General features: G+C 57.2%; 1 protein-coding gene. It reads right to left on the reverse strand.

The window, feature by feature from the left end:
• On the reverse strand, positions 1-236 hold a 236-nt coding region (locus AC0L3B_RS40335), incomplete at both ends, for a DsbA family protein (protein ID WP_473383662.1).

The raw sequence follows: 236 nt of genomic DNA on the forward strand, positions 1-236 counted from the left end.
GTTCTGGCAGTCTACGAACGCCTGGAAACGCTCGGGTTGATGCATCTGAATACCTGTGGCTGCGCGCATCAGCAGCAGCGTATTGATGGGGAAGTTCGGATTGAATCGCAGCGGCAGGTCATAACGCTGGGCGTAGCGTGCGAGGTCAGCAAACATGTAGCGGCCTTTGGCGGGCACGGTAATCGGTGAGGCATTGCCGGTAGCCTTGAATACGCCGCCCAGCAACATAGGTTGAT

It is taken from the genome of Bradyrhizobium sp. Kon56 (assembly GCF_055807635.1).